The organism is uncultured Nostoc sp. (assembly GCF_937863485.1).
GTDB lineage: Bacteria > Cyanobacteriota > Cyanobacteriia > Cyanobacteriales > Nostocaceae > Nostoc.
In genome coordinates this window covers 1-14,566 of record NZ_CALMFY010000053.1, presented here as the reverse complement: position 1 = coordinate 14,566, position 14,566 = coordinate 1, and the positions used below count along the sequence as shown (strand labels likewise).

At 41.9% G+C, this 14,566-nt stretch carries 12 protein-coding genes; 5 read left to right on the top strand and 7 right to left on the bottom strand.

Features of this window, described 5'->3' with window-relative positions:
* Positions 1-397 precede the first annotated feature (397 nt).
* Positions 398-1,036 (bottom strand): hypothetical protein, encoded by a 639-nt coding sequence (locus Q0541_RS07670; protein WP_298907788.1) that lies wholly within the window; start codon positions 1,034-1,036, stop codon positions 398-400.
* 108 nt (positions 1,037-1,144) lie between these two features.
* On the opposite strand from Q0541_RS07670, the gene Q0541_RS07665 reads away from it, so the two are divergent.
* Complete coding sequence (locus Q0541_RS07665) at positions 1,145-1,318, top strand: hypothetical protein (RefSeq protein WP_298907785.1); 174 nt, start codon at positions 1,145-1,147, stop codon at positions 1,316-1,318.
* Positions 1,319-1,759: 441 nt separating this feature from the next.
* Entirely contained in the window at positions 1,760-3,904 is a 2,145-nt protein-coding gene (locus tag Q0541_RS07660) for a hydantoinase/oxoprolinase family protein (RefSeq protein WP_298907782.1), read from the top strand.
* A gap of 7 nt (positions 3,905-3,911) precedes the next feature.
* Here the strand turns inward: Q0541_RS07660 and Q0541_RS07655 are convergent, their stop codons facing one another.
* On the bottom strand, positions 3,912-4,679 hold the full coding sequence (locus Q0541_RS07655; protein WP_298907779.1) for an SDR family oxidoreductase: 768 nt from the start codon (positions 4,677-4,679) through the stop codon (positions 3,912-3,914).
* 224 nt (positions 4,680-4,903) lie between these two features.
* On the opposite strand from Q0541_RS07655, the gene Q0541_RS07650 reads away from it, so the two are divergent.
* Positions 4,904-6,469, top strand: coding sequence for a hydantoinase B/oxoprolinase family protein (locus tag Q0541_RS07650; protein WP_298907777.1), 1,566 nt, complete (start codon positions 4,904-4,906; stop codon positions 6,467-6,469).
* Between the two features lie 208 nt (positions 6,470-6,677).
* On the opposite strand, the gene Q0541_RS07645 is transcribed toward Q0541_RS07650, so the two are convergent.
* A complete protein-coding gene (locus Q0541_RS07645) occupies positions 6,678-6,833 on the bottom strand; it encodes a hypothetical protein (protein WP_298907772.1) in 156 nt (51 codons plus the stop codon).
* A 276-nt stretch (positions 6,834-7,109) separates the two neighbouring features.
* Here Q0541_RS07645 and Q0541_RS07640 point away from each other — a divergent pair, with 276 nt between their 5' ends.
* Both Q0541_RS07640 and Q0541_RS07635 read left to right on the top strand, forming a co-directional pair.
* Positions 7,110-8,636 (top strand): PLP-dependent aminotransferase family protein, encoded by a 1,527-nt coding sequence (locus Q0541_RS07640; protein ID WP_298907770.1) that lies wholly within the window; start codon positions 7,110-7,112, stop codon positions 8,634-8,636.
* Between the two features lie 231 nt (positions 8,637-8,867).
* A complete protein-coding gene (locus tag Q0541_RS07635) occupies positions 8,868-9,824 on the top strand; it encodes an NAD(P)-dependent oxidoreductase (RefSeq protein WP_298907767.1) in 957 nt (318 codons plus the stop codon).
* 323 nt (positions 9,825-10,147) lie between these two features.
* Here the strand turns inward: Q0541_RS07635 and Q0541_RS07630 are convergent, their stop codons facing one another.
* From Q0541_RS07630 to Q0541_RS34355, 4 genes are all read right to left on the bottom strand, one after another.
* Positions 10,148-10,573 (bottom strand): Imm30 family immunity protein, encoded by a 426-nt coding sequence (locus Q0541_RS07630; RefSeq protein WP_298907764.1) that lies wholly within the window; start codon positions 10,571-10,573, stop codon positions 10,148-10,150.
* Positions 10,574-10,578: 5 nt separating this feature from the next.
* Positions 10,579-13,077, bottom strand: a complete 2,499-nt coding sequence (locus Q0541_RS07625) for a tetratricopeptide repeat protein (protein ID WP_298907761.1) — start codon at positions 13,075-13,077, stop codon at positions 10,579-10,581.
* A gap of 300 nt (positions 13,078-13,377) precedes the next feature.
* Complete coding sequence (locus Q0541_RS34360; RefSeq protein WP_366941832.1) at positions 13,378-13,812, bottom strand: hypothetical protein; 435 nt, start codon at positions 13,810-13,812, stop codon at positions 13,378-13,380.
* A 63-nt stretch (positions 13,813-13,875) separates the two neighbouring features.
* A partial coding sequence (locus Q0541_RS34355) for an alpha/beta fold hydrolase (RefSeq protein ID WP_366941831.1) occupies positions 13,876-14,566 on the bottom strand: 691 nt, incomplete at its 5' end.

The following is a 14,566-nucleotide window of genomic DNA, read 5'->3' as shown; positions in this document are numbered from 1 at the left end:
CAGCCCCTTCTCCCAATATTGGGAGAAGGGGAGCCGGAAAGAAGTCCCTCTCCCATTACTTGGGAGAGGGATTTAGGGTGAGGGCAAAAACTACGGTTCTCAACATAGATGAGGTTTATATAAAATTGCCTAGTCGCAGTAATTTCTTCACCTAGAAACAGTATTTTATCTCAGTTAAAGATTGCTACAGAAGCAATGCGATTTTGTTAGATCGCGTTTTTATTTTCATTTACATAGCTATCTTCTCAATAAAAACATTTATTTCACTGCGATGCCTGCGGCGGGCTACGCCTACGCACTATTAAATAGGTGATTTATACCTCTAATTTTTAACACCTCACAAAATCACACTGCACCCGATTACTACCCCATAAGAAGGTAGAAAACTGTTCTAGGTCTAGAGATTCTGGATATTAACCAATGTGACACGATAATTTGGTGTGGACGTTCCCAACAAGCCCTCTACACGCATCCTGACACCGCCATTGTCATAGCGGAAGAGGCAATCTAATTCTTGACAGCCCTCAAATTCTAGACTGGTTCCCTTGCGAACCTGAAACATCTGATTTACTACATCGGGAGACGCATATTGTGAAGCAGCTGAGCGATCGCCTGATTGCCAAGCTCGAACTAACCCCAGTACAGCATCTTCAGGGGTGGTGTTAGGAGATGGGTTGGAGAATTTAATTGACGTGACGCGGAAGCTTGGGCTAGATGTCCCTAGCAGCGATTGTACTTGCATATTGACAGTGCTATTTGAGGTGCCAAAAGAGCAATTATTCTTTCGACATCCATGAAATTCCCAGTTGCGGCTGCTTTGATAAGCAAATAACTGCTTGACTATATCTGCCCCAGCGTACTGCAAAGCCCGGCTATAATTACCATCATGCCAAGCACCATAAAGTCCCAACGCTGCTTGTGTAGCATTACTGCTTGCATTACCAACTGATGTTTGAGCCTGAATAACGCTTGGAACTGATATTGCAACGAGAGTTATCAGTCCAATCGAAGCGGTGTTTTTGAAAATAAAATTCATATTCTTAAAGTTTTTATTGTTTACACTACCACGACTTACGCAACTGGCACAATCGGTCTCAGTCCAACGATGTTATCCGAATTATCTCAGCACCAAGGGCAAATTGATATGAGCAAAAACGATTTGAACAATATCTCACGTACTAATTGGGAAGCTTTGAAATCGATGTCAGATGACGATATTGACTATTCTGATATCCCACCGTTGACTGATGAGTTTTTTGAGAAAGCAACCTTGAGAGTGCCAGCAACTCAAGCACAGAATCTAATTCAGCTTGATTGAGATGTGATGGCTTGGTTTCAAACCCAAGGTGTGGAATACAAAACACTCATTAATTCAGTCTTGCGCCAACACATCAAAAATAGTAATGACAAGCAATCTGCCTAACCCTTGAATGTTATTACAGTAATTATTGAAATCCCTCAAAAGCCAGCTGAACCTCACCGCCAGTATCGAAAGCTTTGGAACAAGGCAAAAGCCGGAAATCGGAAAGCATCGAATTTTCTACTGTGTTAAGAATATACTACGCTTCAATGCGATTGTAATTAATTGAAAAAATACTTAATCTAACAATTAAAGCTTGGTACAACAAAGCTTATTGCTTTTTGCCTACTGTCTTCCTTGGGTAATAGTCTCAACCCCAATCGAATATTCCACACCTGAAGGATAAACACTCTAAATCCTATTGTTATGCTACCTGTATAGCGTTGAGGAAACAAAGTAATGTTGAAGGTTTTTGCTGACCGTGGTGGTACATTCACAGATATTGTTGCTGTTACTGACAATCAGGACATCATAAACAAATTATCAAGACATCCGGAACGTTTTTTAATTGTGACTCTGCCTAATCGGCAATGGATTATCGTCTACAAACTGCTTTCAGAAAATCCCGAACAATACCAAGATGCAGCCATCCAAGGTATACGGGATATTATGGGTATTTCCGGCAAGGAACCTATTCTTAGTGAAGCAATAGAAGTGATAAAAATGGGGACAACAGTAGCAACAAATGCACTGTTAGAACGAAAAGGAGACAGGGTTGTTCTTCTGATCACCAAAGGTTTTAAAGATGCCCTACTAATTGGCTACCAAAACCGTCCTAATATCTTTGCCCGTCATATCGTTTTACCAACCATGCTTTATGAGCAGGTGATTGAGATTGATGAACGTTATGATGCTCATGGAAATGAATTAACCTCTGTAAATATTCATCAAGCTAAAAATGACTTACAAGCAGTTTACGACATAGGAGTTCGCAGTTGTGCTATTGTTTTTATGCATAGCGATCGCTATCCTGAACACGAACAACAAATAGCCCAACTTGCCGAAGAAATTGGATTTACCCAAATATCCCTATCTCACCAAGTTAGTCCGTTAATGAAATTAGTCAGCCGAGGAGATACAACAGTAGTAGATGCTTATTTAACTCCTATTCTCCGTCGCTATGTCAACCAAATAGCGAGTCAGTTATCTGGAGTCAAATTAATGTTCATGAAATCTGATGGAGGTTTAGTCGCAGCCCAACAATTTCAAGGCAAAGATAGTATTTTGAGTGGCCCGGCTGGGGGAATTGTCGGTGCAGTTCAAACTAGTAAAAGAGCAGGTTTCGAGTTAGTTATTACCTTTGATATGGGAGGAACAAGTACAGATGTCGCCCACTTTAAAGGAGAGTATGAACGACAACTAGATTCGGAAATCGCTGGGGCGCGGATGCGAGTTCCCGTATTAGCAATTAATACCATTGCGGCTGGAGGCGGTTCAATTCTCTTTTTTGATGGTTCTAGTTATCGTGTCGGCCCTAAATCTGCTGGATCAAATCCTGGCCCTGCTTGTTACCGACGCGGGGGGCCATTAGCGGTTACTGATGCCAACGTGATGTTAGGCAAAATCCACCCGCAATATTTTCCCTCAGTTTTTGGAATTGATGGCAATTTACCTTTAGATAAAGATACCGTAATTCGGCAATTTACACAATTAGCCCAAGAGATTCAAGCCGCTACATTAAATCATTGTACTCCCGAACAAGTAGCTGCTGGATTTATGGCGATCGCAGTGGAAAATATGGCAAACGCAATTAAAAAAATCAGTCTACAGCGGGGTTATGATGTCAGCCAATATGTGCTTTGTTGTTTTGGTGGTGCAGGTGGGCAAGTTGCTTGTTTAATTGCCGATACCTTGGGAATGAAAAAGATATTTCTTCACCCTTATGCTGGAGTTCTTTCTGCTTATGGAATGGGATTAGCTGATGTACGGGCGATTAGACAAGGGGGACTAGAACAGCCTTTAACTCAAATATTAATTCCTAAATTACACCAGTTAATGGAATATTTAGAAACTCAAGCTAAAAGTGAAATAGATGAAGATAATATCCAGGCAGAAGTAGTCCGCAAAGTCAACTTAAAATATGAGGGGACTAACTCTACCTTGACCGTTAATTTTACTGATGAAGTAGCAATGATGCGGCAAGAATTTGAAGCTGAACATAAATCTCGTTATGGTTTCATTCAATTAGAGAAAACCTTAATTGTAGAATCCACCTCAGTGGAAGTAATTCAGAAGATGGAGACTCCGGAAGAACCTTTAATTATTCGGACTCGTTCTCTAGATGAAGCTCCTGTATCTGTTGAGATAGTAAGAATGTTTAGTACTGATAGATGGTATGATACTCCTGTTTATCGGCGGGAAGATTTACAACCAGAAGATAGGATTAATGGACCTGTGATCGTTGTCGAAAAAATTAGCACAATTGTAGTGGAACCTAACTGGCAAGCAAGATTAACTGAACACAACCATCTAGTTTTACAGCGTCTATCAACAGGCTACAGAAAAAATCTGTCTAACAGTATTAACGCTAAGAAGCAGAATTGACAAAAGATCAAAAATGGGCAAGGTATCCACCGTCAACCGCCAAAATCTGACCAGTGACATAGGATGCGGCTGGAGAAGCAAAGAAAACGATAGCACCAGCGATTTCTTCTGGATATCCCCAACGACCAAGGGAGGTTCGTTTTTCCAACCAAGCCGCGATTTCTTTATCGGCAAGCACGTCTGCATTGCTTTCAGTCGCGAAAAAACCTGGGGCAACGCCATTGACAGTTATTCCAAACATTCCCACTTCGGCGGCAAGAGCGCGAGTTAGTGCTTCGAGTCCACCCTTGGCAGCAGTATACACGGCATCGCCTGCATCTGCGAGCGGACCAGCGATCGACGTTATGTTGATGATTTTCCCCTCGCCATTCTCAACCATCAGCCGTGCTGCTTCCTGGCAGAGATTGAAGGAAGCAATAAGATTCGCATCGATAAGCCGACGCACCGCATCCATTTCAAATTCAAAAAAACCGCGACGATCACGCATACCAACATTATTGACGAGGATATCCAGATGCCCGTATTTGTCTCGAATTTCGCTGAACGCTTTTTTAACGGCTGCTTTATCCGTAATATCTAATTGCAATGGTAAGGCTGATCCGCCAATTGCAGTGACAGCTGCAACTGCGCGATTTAGGCTTTCATGATTCCGCCCATTAACAAGAACAAAAGCACCAGCACTCGCGAGTGCTTTGCTGATTTCTAGTCCTAACCCTTGCCCCCCTCCAGTAACTAAGGCAATTTTTTCATCCAATGAAAATCCAGGTGGTGTCACAGTGTTTTCTTTGCGGGGTCATACTTTAACAATTTATCATATCACTCTTAACACGGGAGTTTGTTGAAAAAGGGTTATATTCTCGTTACTAGGTTCAGTCTAGTAACGAGGGTTTAGAGGCTCCGCCTCCTGATTTTTAAAATTGGTGCAAAATATAAGTTTTACAAACATTCAACCTTTCTACCTTCTAATATTTATCAAATCGAAACAAATAGGAAACAAAAATGTACACAACATCTCAACCTGATCCTGTCCGCTTGGAAATATTCAAAAATCTTTATCAATTTATTGCCGAACAAATGGGGATTGTTCTCCAAAATACGGCAACATCTGTAAATATCAAAGAAAGGCTAGATTTCTCCTGCGCTATCTTTGACTCTTCTGGATTACTAGTTGCTAATGCTCCCCACATTCCTGTACATTTAGGCTCAATGAGTGAAAGTGTCCGCAGTTTAATTAATGATAAAGGTAACATCCTAAAACCAGAAAATGTCTATTTATCAAATAATCCCTATAACGGCGGTACACATCTTCCTGACGTAACTGCAATTACCCCTGTTTTTCTAGAAAGTGGAGAAAATTCTGCATCCCCTACTCCTCTATTCTACGTTGCTTCTCGTGGACACCAAGCAGATATCGGTGGAATTACTCCCGGTTCAATGCCTCCCCACAGTACCACAGTTGAAGAGGAAGGAATTCTTTTTGATAATTTTCTTTTGGTTGAAGAGGGCAATTTTCGAGAAACCGCAGTAAAACAGCATCTCTCAAATCATATTTATCCTGCCCGTAACCCTGACCAAAATATAGCTGATTTTAAGGCACAAATTGCCGCCAATGAACGGGGAGTTCAAGAACTTCATAAAATGGTTTCCCAATATGGACTTGAGACTGTCGAAGCTTATATGAAATTCGTGCAAGCTAATGCTGAAGAGTCGGTGAGAAAGGCTATCAATCTTCTCAAGGATGGCTCATTTATTTATGAAATGGATAATGGGGCAATAATTAAAGTAAAAGTTACAATTCATCAAGAAAATCGCAGTGCTACCATCGATTTTACTGGAACATCTAAGCAACTAAATAGTAATTTTAATGCTCCGAAAGCTGTAACTCAAGCAGCAGTCTTATATGTCTTTCGGACTTTGGTTGATGATAATATTCCTCTGAATGCCGGGTGTCTTAATCCTCTAGAAATTATTATCCCAGTCGGCTGTATGCTGAATCCAATTTATCCAGCAGCAGTAGTAGCGGGTAATGTAGAAACTTCTCAAACAATTGTTGATGCTTTATATGGTGCTTTGGGTGTAATAGCTGCTTCTCAAGGAACGATGAATAATTTTACTTTTGGTAATGAGCAGTATCAATATTATGAAACTATCTGCGGCGGCTCTGGGGCAGGAATTGATTTTGATGGAACTGATGGTGTTCATTCTCATATGACTAACTCCCGATTGACCGATCCAGAAGTTTTAGAAACCCGTTATCCTGTACTTTTAGAAAGCTTTAGTCTTCGTCCCGATAGCGGTGGGAAAGGAAAGTATTCCGGTGGTAATGGAGTTGTCCGCCGCATCCGTTTTTTAGAACCCATGACAGCTAATATTCTCTCTGGCCATCGGGTTGTCCCTCCCTTTGGATTAAATGGTGGGGAAGCCGGAATTGTCGGACGCAACTGGATACAACGTCAGAATGGAATTGAAGAGAAATTAGACAGCACAGCAACAGTAGAGATGAAAGCTGGGGATGTTTTTGTGATAGAAACTCCTGGAGGAGGCGGATTTGGTAAAGTCTCCTAGTACCGCAAGGCGGAAGTCAAAAGTCAAAAGTCAAAAGTCAAAATTAATACAACGTAAGCGTTTCATTGATTTTGAATGGGTCGGTTATTTATGCCGTGCTGTATTAGTACCAGTATTTTCTGCTGAATTGAAAAGCTATAAATTTTTGCCCTGTTTACTTTTGATAACTAATTACTAGTTAATTTGAGTTGCAGTTTGGCACAAGATTTTATTTGTAATAACACTTATCAATCCAAATTCGCATTTCTTCTTCAGAACCAAAACAAGCCGAGCGTCCTGTGATTGGATCATATGCACGCCAACAAGAAATATGACCATGCTGATCAGATTCCTGCCACACTTGGAGGTCAGAACCACTAGTCATCCATATGACAAAATATTGCAAATATTTTCGTAAATTTAACAGTAAATTAAGTTTATTCATAGTGAAAGCACCTGATGAATAGTGAACTATTACTTTTACTTTTACGTAAGAATTTTCAACTGAGAAGGTACAGTTTTGACAGATTTGAACTAGTACAGTTCAATGCCATCCCAACTGGTATAGTAAAAAATCTCTTGACTGTACTAGGTAAACTTGGTAAAAATAGTTTATATTGCCAGTATTGATGATTATTTAGTCATTAAGGAGTGCGCCAAAATGAACATTTTATTAGAACGACAGTCACACAAACCGATTTATTTGCAGATTCATGATCGCATCAGTCATCTGATTAAATCTGGCGCACTCAAAAGTGGCGATCGCCTCCCCTCTATCCGCTCTCTTGCAGAAAGTTTACAAGTTAACAAACTGACGATTATTGAAGCATATAACGTTTTAGAAGCAGATGGGATTGTTTCTGCCCGTCAGGGTTCAGGATATTTTGTCAGCAGCGTTTCTCTTAAGAGTGCCAACCTAGAATCTACATTTGCTCCAGCCCAAAATGTCATAATTACAAAACCAGGGAAGTGTTCTTTTTATGAGATGTATACTCCACTGGTGCAAGCACAAACGCAGCCAGGAATGATTAATTTTGGCTACGGTTATCCACGTCCACCAAAAGATATCAACGTCATTGCTAGACGAGCGCTAAGACAAGATGATACTGATATTTTCTTTCCTCATGAGATGCCTCAAGGACAACTAACTCTGTGTAGACAAATTGCCCAGATGCTAGTATATCAAGGATTAGAGGTTTTTCCAGAGGATTTAATTATTACTAATGGCTCTCAGCAAGGGTTGTCATTAGCTATGAATTATTATGTACAACCTGGTGATTGGGTGATTGTGGAAGCTCCCACTTATTATGGTGCAATTTCTATCTTAGAAAACATAGGAGCCAAGATTATTGGCATTCCCATGACTGCGGAGGGAATGAATTTAGATTTATTAGAGCAATATCTACACAGCCACCGCCCGAAATTAATTTATACGATTAGTACCTTCCACAATCCAACCGGATTGACGACAACACAAGCTCATCGTCAACAATTATTAGCATTAGCGGAAAAGTATGAGTGTCCCATTTTAGAAGATAATGCTTATGAAGGAATAAATTTTGAGGCTGTGCCAGCGCCAATTAAAGCTTTAGATAAAAATAATTTGGTAACTTACTTAAGCACCTTTTCTAAAACTTTAATGCCTGGTTTACGAGTGGGCTATATGGTAGTTACAGGTAAGCATTATCAAGCAATTATTGAGCGGAAGTTGCTCCATGACTTGCACACATCCAGTATTTCGCAAACAATAGTTAGCGAATATCTCGCTTCAGGACATTACCGCCGTCACCTCAGCCGACTTCGTACAGATAATCTCCAAAGTCGTAATACCATGCTGCAAGCTTTGGAGCGTTATTTTCCTGAAGAGATTCGCTGGACAGTTCCCACGGGTGGATTATTTCTCTGGGTACAGTTACCAGATGATTTTCCGATTGGGACAATTCGTAAGGAAGCCTTTGCACAAAATATTTACCTGGCGTGCGGTTCCGCATTTTTCCCCGATAAGCAAGGTTATCCAGCGATGCGCCTGACTTTCTGTCTCCCGCCAGAGGAGATTGAGCGAGGGATCTCGATTGTGGGTAAGTTGCTGAAAAAGTATATTTCCAGAGAATGCGTGGTAGCACAAAGAAGTTTGAGTAACGGAAGCCAGCGCTCAGTTAGCGCAGCGTTAGCGATCGCGCAGCATTAGCAAGCGTCCGCAAGAGCCAAGACACAGAGGTTTGGAGATAATTCAACCCGTAGTCTACATCAACTGAAAAATGCTGTTATGCGATCGCTTACTTAAAAAAGGCGCTCTAAATGTCAACCTTAAGGGGGTATTCCTGAGCATTGCGATCGTTGTAAAAAACTTTAAAGATAGCTAATCTCCTGTCCAGATGATTAACATTAGCTGTTTGCAGGAAAAACTACTTTAAAGCATATGACCTTAAACTTTGTCATTACAGGCGCTGATACGGAACTGGGACAAGAAACCACACAGCAACTAGTTGCTCGTGGACATCAGGTGACTGGAATACCACTGAATAAAGATGGAGCTGAGATCATACGTTCTAAGGGTGGCCTAGTTGCTGATGTCAGTTTGACAAGTGCCACTGAACTTAAGGATGTTTTATCCACAGCTAATGCTAATGTGGTTATCAATCTCACGCCACAGTTTGCCAATACATTATTAAGCGATGGTCAGGACTGGAAAGGATTTGACAAAACCTTAAAAGCCACAACTGATGCACTATTAACAGCGATTGAAGATGCAGGGACTGCGTTTCTTGTCAATACCAGTTATACCTTTCTTTATGGCAATGCAAAAGATAACGGAGAAACTGCGCCTATAGTAGCACCTGGCGATGACCCAATTTTTGCCGCTGCGATCGCCACAGAAAATCAGGTGAGCAACAGCAAGATTCCCTCTAGCCTTTTACGGATAGGATACCTGTATGGCCCCCAATCTGAAGACCTGAAGCTATATATAAAATCATTCAACCTCAAACGCCCTTATTTTGCCGGGCCTGCAAATAACTTAGGCAACTGGCTGCACTTTGAAGATGCTGCTCAAGCCATAGTTCAAGCCGGAGAGCAGCAAACTGTAGGCGCAGTATTTAACGTCGTCGATGGAACTCCCGTATCCTTTGCGGATTTCATTGATTACTTTGCTTTCGCTTTAGGTAGAAAACAACCTGCACACATTCCTACGTGGCTGACTCCTGTAGCACTTCTGGTAGTAATTACACCTCAGCAGGTAGAGTTACTGAAATTGGCAACCACAGTTAAAAGCGACTCAATTCGTCAACAGCTTGGTTGGAAACCGCGTTATTTAAGTTACAAAGAGGGTTTGCAGCAAACGGTACAAACTTGGCGCAGCAAGAACGAAATTAAATAGGAGTTAGGAGTTAGGAGTTAGAAGTTTGCTGACTTTTCACGTCATATGGAAAAGCTAACACGAAACCTAACCCCCCAGCCCCCAAGCCTTGTAGGGAAGGGGGAGAATTCAAAGCCTCTCTCCTAAGAGGAGAGAGGTTTGGAGAGAGGTTTTCCAGATCCCCTGAAAAGTCAGAGGAGTTAGGAGCCAGAAATCGCCTTTTCAACTTCATCATTCCACCTCTAAGCCTCATCACTCAAGCTTTGAACTCGGAAGGTCTAGCTCTTATCTCGAAGCTTCGAGATGGGAACATGAAACTAGAATATTAATGCGCTGTTGATGAGCTAGGTTTTTACAGGATGACGCTCTTTTAAAATCTCGTTGAGCAATTGTGTAACTACATTCTTAGTATGCGAGTCAACTGAATTCAACATCTCTTGATATAAAACGCTAGTTAACTCATCATTCAAAATCCGAGTATGGATAATTCTTGTCCATTCTGGAGCAGAATCCAATAACTTCGGCAGGACATGAATAAATCCCTGAAGCTGCTCTTTAACGTCAAAAGATTCTAGGAAGTGAACGAGACTAAACATTACTTCTTCGTGCTGACATCGATCATCTAGAACTAGATGCAGTTTTGGCAAATACTCAGTTTTAGGATTATTGGCAAGTTCCCCTAAAGCATTTTCAAAAGCAGCAATTTCGTCATCTGAACACATTAATCTATTAGCCTGCAAGATGGAAATTAATGTGTTTTCGCTGATCATTGGGATTAATCTTGCTCCCACTCTCGCTCAATTCTCTCTAAATCCTTCGCTGCACCCAATTGCTGAAATATTTGATGTGCTGTGTTGTAATGCTGTTGAGCAAGTTCTGTATTACCGCGCTTACGCTCTAGCCGTGCTAAATCATAGTTAACCTCTGCCACTAGGTAAATCATCCCTAATTTTTGGGCTATTTCTAAAGCTTGTTTAGAAAACTGTTCTGCTGCTTCGAGATTACCGCGATCGCATTCATTTTCTCCTAAACAACTATAAGAATAAGCCATGCCAGAGCGATCGCCTAATTCTGTCCGCAATTCCAAAGATTGCTGATACAGGATTTTAGCTGCATCCCACCTGCCGTGATTGCGCTCTATATCTCCCAACAATCCCCAACTATTCGCTATACCAGAGCGATCGCCTAATTCTGTCATCACTTCTAAAGATTGCTGATAGAGGATTTTGGCTTCATCCCACTTGCTGCGTAATTGCTCAATATATCCTAACTGTCGCCAATTATTCGCCATACCAGAGCGATCGCCTAATTCTGTTCTCACTTCCAAAGCTTGCCGATATAGGGTTTCGGCTACATCCCACCTGCCGCGATTGCGTTCTATATCTCCCAACACTCCCCAACTAGTAGCCACGCCAAAGGGATCGCCTAATTCTGTCATCACTTCTAAAGATTGCTGATACAGGGTTTCGGCTGCATCCCAGTGGCCGCAACATTGCTCAATATATCCCAAAAATCCATTACAAGATGCAATACTCCTTTTACTTTCTTGCTTTTGTGCAATGGCTAAAGCATTCTGAAAACATCTTCCTGCTTCATCCCAAGTGCCTAAATTAACATGAATTACTCCAATCCATTGCCAGCAGATGCAGCGTTTTTCTTCCTCAATGTGCAGCAAAACTTGTTCACATAAGTCTTTTAATAAACTCCACTTTCCCCAGCGTTGCAGATATTTTATCAGAGTTCGCGTTATCAAATAATATGCTTCGCTGTAGTTGCCTAATTGAAAAGCAAAATATTCAGCTTCTAAAACTGGGCGCAAATCTTCTAAAGTTGTAGGATTTTCAACATTCTTACCAGAGCAGTAAAACTTATAAATACTCTTGAGCAGATTGGGCAGTTGGTCTTTATATTCCGTTTTCAGAAACTCCACAATCACACGATGCAAGTCATAAAATACCTCACATTGCTGTTCATCATAGCGACTCTGCACCAAACTGCTATCGACTAATCGCTCTAAAATTGTTTGCGTTTCACTAATTTCTTCCTCTGTTAATTCAGCAGGTTTTCCCCGCTTTGCTGCCATTTCAAAGCGATTATCTTGCTCCCAATTATCTGTAAATAACCGCAAGAAAGTTAAACCTCGGATATCTATCCCCACCCGCAACACACACATCCGGCTGAGTAAATCTCGCGCTGCTTCACTTTGCCTTGCCAGTTGTTCTCTGAGAATGGGTTCAGCCTTTTTCGTCACAAATTCTGGATGCTTCCGCAGATACCCAGGCTTACCCTTACCAATAGCCGCCAGTTGGGTTAACAAAAATACGTGTCCCTCAACTCGCTCAGATATCCACTGCAAATCTGCTACACTATCTTTCAGTTGGCGCTGTCGCAAAATCTCAACTCCCGCGACTGTCGCCACTCCAGAAATTATCTTGATATACACCAATTCTGAATCTGGTTCCGCACCCTCATAGCGGATACTTGCCAAATCTGCTGGCACTTCCCGACTGGTTAATAGGGTTTGTGATTGATGCTGCTGATAGACTAAAGCATTTAGCAGTTTACCCCAATCTGGTGAAATTGCCCGTCCCGCTTGCGGATGGTTGGCAGGCTGTAAAATACTTTCCAGGTTATCCAGCACCACAAGAGTGTATGTTTGCGCCAACCCCTCAATAATTTTCGCTATCTTTTCATCAGCAGTTTTCAATGTGTCTGCTGTTTGAATACCCAAGCCATCAATTAGGAGAAATTCTGCTACATCATCAAAACTTGTCCCCTCTTGTGCCTTGAAATAAATTACGCAGTCATAAGGGGAGTCTGTCAAAATCCGGCTCTGGAAATTAACAGCCAGTGCCTCTAACAGTTTCACGGCTAAACTGGTTTTACCAATACCCCCCTGTCCAATCAGTGCTAATACCTTCGGTGGGTTTTCCAGTTGGAGTAATTTTGCCTGCAACTGCTGAAGTAGTTCATCTCGTCCCTTCCACACTGGCACACTGGGAATTGCTGGATTTACCACCAATCGCTTTTCAGTCGTTGTTGTAGTCTGTGGGAGCGATCGCAGTCCAGCTTCAATTTTATCGAGTTGATCACCAAGACGCGCCAGTTGAGCTTCTTCTTCCGAAAGCTGATGTTCTAATTTAAACTTTACTGTCGTATCATTCTCAATAGCTAAGTCACGCCGTATCCGTTTTACTTTCTCACTTCGGATATCCGACTCTTGTTGCAGTTCGTCTCGTCTTTCCTCTAATCGACGCTGTTGTTCTTTGTTCATTTAGAGGTTGAGATACAAGTTAGATTACTTAAGTATAATCATGATAATCTACGGTGCTGCTAAAGGGTGTATACTAAGCGGGCTTTTTTAGGAACGCTCGCACCACTCACCCTAAAAACGTAGGCACACAGCAGTTTTTCGTCAGATATCGCCTTTTCAACTTCATCATTCCACCTCTAAACGTCATCGTTCAAGCTCAGAACTCGCAAGCCCGACCTTTTATCTCGGAACTTCAAGTTTAGAACTCGCAAGCCCGACCTTTTAGCTCGGAACTTCATGCTCAGAACTCGAAACGCCGAGCTAGGAGGCTGAGAAATCTAAACTTTGCCGAAAAGAGATTAGTATTTCATTCAATGCATCCATGTCAATTAAAAATGCATCATGTCCGTGGGTTGACTTTAGCCACGCCAGTTGAGCATTAGGAATTAAATTTGCTAATTCTTGTTGTTCTACTGGAGGATAAAGGATATCAGAATCAATTGCGACAACTAAAGTCGGTTGCTGGATGCTTTGTAGAACAGATTCATAATCTGATAAATTAGGAACTGTGCGATCGCGTCCAACATCATGACCATCCATTGCGTGGGTGAGGGTGATATAAGTATTGGCATCAAATTGTTCTGTTAGCTTTTGACCTTGATGCTGTAAGTAAGTGGCTATAGCAAACTGCTCAGATGCATCATACTGCCGCCCAAAGCGGGTTGTAAAACTATCCCAGGAACGGTAAGTACTCATCGCCATCATCCGCGCCACTGCTAATCCTTGATTTGGGGGCGCATCCAGAGTGTAGTTCCCTCCTTACCAGTTTGGATCGGCATAAATTGCCTGTCTTTGGGCTTCACTTAATCCAATACACCAAGCGGAATGTCTTCCAGAAATGGCGATGGGTGCAATTCCTTTCACCTTTTCTGGATATAATAACGCCCACTCCAATACTTGCATCCCACCGAGTGAACCGCCAATTACAAACCGCAGAGATTGAACACCCAGGTATTCTAGTAGTGCAGCTTGCAGATGAACCATATCTCGGATTGTAATCTCAGGGAAGGATACACCATAAGGCTTTCCCGTTATTGGGTTGATACTAGTTGGCCCAGTTGTACCGTAACAACTTCCCAAGATGTTGCTGCACACAATAAAATCGCGTTCTGGATTGAAAGCTTTCCCTGAACCAAACAAAGTTTCCCACCAATCATCAGCGTCAGCCGAACCAGTTAAGGCATGACAAATTAGTACCCCATTATCGCCTTGAGCATTTAACTGTCCCCAGGTACGATAAGCAACCTGAACCCCAGTTAATGCTTCGCCCCCTTCCAGTTGAAATGGTACCGTCAGCTGGTAAAACTGGGTTTGCGGTGAGATGAAGTCTGAGTAGATCATATCTAGGATTATGTTCAAAAGGCAGTGAAGATGGAAAATAGGGAGAACTAACTCCAAACGGGAGCAACGCGATTTTGTGAGGTTGGACAAAAAAGGTGCGATCGCTAAT

Coding starts and splice junctions, on each gene's coding strand:
- Q0541_RS07635 (WP_298907767.1), top strand. CDS start 8,868: ATGACCTTAAACTTTGTCATTACAGGCGCTGATACGGAACTGGGACAA.
- Q0541_RS07665 (WP_298907785.1), top strand. CDS start 1,145: ATGAGCAAAAACGATTTGAACAATATCTCACGTACTAATTGGGAAGCT.
- Q0541_RS07625 (WP_298907761.1), bottom strand. CDS start 13,077: ATGAACAAAGAACAACAGCGTCGATTAGAGGAAAGACGAGACGAACTG.
- Q0541_RS07645 (WP_298907772.1), bottom strand. CDS start 6,833: ATGACTAGTGGTTCTGACCTCCAAGTGTGGCAGGAATCTGATCAGCAT.
- Q0541_RS07630 (WP_298907764.1), bottom strand. CDS start 10,573: ATGATCAGCGAAAACACATTAATTTCCATCTTGCAGGCTAATAGATTA.
- Q0541_RS34360 (WP_366941832.1), bottom strand. CDS start 13,812: ATGAGTACTTACCGTTCCTGGGATAGTTTTACAACCCGCTTTGGGCGG.
- Q0541_RS07650 (WP_298907777.1), top strand. CDS start 4,904: ATGTACACAACATCTCAACCTGATCCTGTCCGCTTGGAAATATTCAAA.
- Q0541_RS07660 (WP_298907782.1), top strand. CDS start 1,760: ATGTTGAAGGTTTTTGCTGACCGTGGTGGTACATTCACAGATATTGTT.
- Q0541_RS07640 (WP_298907770.1), top strand. CDS start 7,110: ATGAACATTTTATTAGAACGACAGTCACACAAACCGATTTATTTGCAG.
- Q0541_RS07670 (WP_298907788.1), bottom strand. CDS start 1,036: ATGAATTTTATTTTCAAAAACACCGCTTCGATTGGACTGATAACTCTC.